This window comes from Streptomyces nanshensis, assembly GCF_001751255.1.
Taxonomy (GTDB): Bacteria; Actinomycetota; Actinomycetes; order Streptomycetales; family Streptomycetaceae; genus Streptomyces; species Streptomyces nanshensis_A.
Genome location: NZ_LJGW01000581.1, coordinates 1 through 2051 on the forward strand (window position 1 = coordinate 1; position 2051 = coordinate 2051).

The 2051-nt window shown below is 74.4% G+C and carries 1 protein-coding gene and 1 pseudogene; both read right to left on the reverse strand.

What is annotated here, in order from left to right:
* Positions 1-1026, reverse strand: a pseudogene (locus AN218_RS29910) (hypothetical protein); the annotation flags it as partial.
* A 152-nt stretch (positions 1027-1178) separates the two neighbouring features.
* Positions 1179-2051: hypothetical protein (locus AN218_RS29915; protein WP_070020188.1), on the reverse strand; the 873-nt coding region annotated here is incomplete at its 5' end.

The following is a 2051-nucleotide window of genomic DNA, read 5'->3' on the forward strand; positions in this document are numbered from 1 at the left end:
CGCGCTGTGGCTGCGTTCGGCGCTGCCGCGGGCGGCCAGCCGGCGCACCAGGCCACGGGCGCGCTCCTCCGCGGCGGCGTGGATGTCGCGGGCGTGGTCGCGCTCCCGTGCGCGCTCGGCGATGCGGCGCAGCAGGTCCAGGGACCCGGCGGTGAAGTCGCGTTCGGCGGTCAGTTCGCTGCGGCGGCCCAGCTTGTGGGCGAAGCCGTGGACGAGGTCGGCGAGTCCGTCGGTGTCGCGGGTGTCGGTGACGGCGCGCAGCAGCAGGTCGGTGAAGTCCGAGTCGTTCTTGACGGCGAAGAGGCCGGCCGCCTCGCCCTCGTCGGCGTTCATCTCCCGCTGGTAGCGGAAGAGTTCGGGGTCGAGGCCGAGGCCGGTGAGGCGTTCCGTCCAGCGCTCGTGCACCTCCTCCCAGGTCACGTCGAGGTTCGGGTACGCCTTGCCGGTCTCCGTCAGGACGTCCCGGAAGCCCTTCATGGTGCGGCGTCTGCCGCGCGCCGTCGAGGCGCCCTCGGAGGCGGGGCGCAGGGCCGAGGACTCGGCGACGGGCAGCGAGTCCAGGCTCATGCCGGGGCCGGGCCGGAAGGAGTACCACGCCTCGGCGAACTTCCTCGGGTCGCTGGAGACTTGGCGTCCGCGCCACTCGCTGACCTTGCCGACGACGACCGTCTCGCCGGTGCGGGTGTGCTGCCACTCCAGGGCCACATGCCCGCAGTCGTCGGCGAGGAGGAACTTGCGCAGGACGCCGGAGCTGGCGCCGCCCAGGGTGTTGCGGTGTCCCGGCAGCATCACGGAGAAGATCAGCTTCAGCAGGACGGACTTGCCGCCGCCGTTCTCCAGGAAGAGCACGCCCGCGGGGGCCGGGCGGCGGGGCGGTCCGGCCGGTTCGTCCTCGAAGAAGTCGGCCTGGGCGGGCGCGGGGCTGGGCACCGGGCCGCCGACTCCACGCAGGTCCAGCACGGTGTCGGCGTAGCGCGCACCGGCGGGGCCGATGGAGTAGAGGCGGATACGGGACAGCTCGTACATGGCGGGGCTCTCGGAATCGTGGTCGGGAATCGCCGGACGGGGGCGACGGGCGGGGTCGACGGGCGGCGACGGAGGCGGAGCCGGGCTCCGCGGCGGGCGGACGGGCGGACGGGCAGCGGTACGGGGCGGACGGACGGCTCTTCGGGGACGGGTCAGGAGGCGTGGAAGGGGAGCGCCGCGTCTCCCGCGATCTCCAACTCCTCCTCCCCGGCGGCCGGAAGCAGCGTCGCGCTCCCGTCGCTGACGGGCACCACGCCCAGCTCCAGCAGCTCCGTCATGGCGGCGGTGCCCGCCATGTCACGGACCTGGAGCTGATAGCGCGGGGTGGTCCGGTAGGTGCCGCCCGCCTCGTCGCTCATGCGGTGCAGAAAGCCGGAGTCCGCGAGGAACGCCACGGCCTTCGCGATGATGCCGGTGGTCGAACCGGCGAGCCGGCGGGCGTCCTTGGTGGCACCGGCGGCGCTGCGCCGTGCGTAGACCCGCCAGGAGGCCTCCAGTCCGGGGGCCTCGGTGGCCGGGTCGGAGTTCTCCCCCGCCTCCTCGGCGCGTTCCGCGAGACGGCGGCAGGCCTGCCGTACGAAGGAGTCGACTCCGTTGACCGAGACACGGCCGATGTAGGCGTCGTCGGCGAGGTCTTCGGGACGGGGGAAGGCCATGGCGGCCACGGCCAGATGGGCCAGCCCGTGCAGAAAGCGGTCGGCGGAGTCCGCGGCGGCACGGCGTGCGTAGTCGCCCATGCGGACGGCGAAGGCGGAGTCCTCGCCCGCGGCGAGCGCCATGCCCGCGCGGCTGGAGACCTCCAGGACGACCAGGCCGAGGCCGGTGGCGACGGCGTCGGCGAGGCGGGCGAAGGCGGGCTCGTCGCGGTAACGCCGCAGCAGGGCCGCGTATTCGGCGTCGCGCGCCGGCAGCAGCTTGGGGTGCAGTCCGAAGGAGACGAGGCGTGCGGCGTCGGCCGTGTCGGCGGGGGTGACGGCCGAACCGGCGCCCGTGCGCGAGGAGTCGGCGGCGGACTGCGAGGAGCG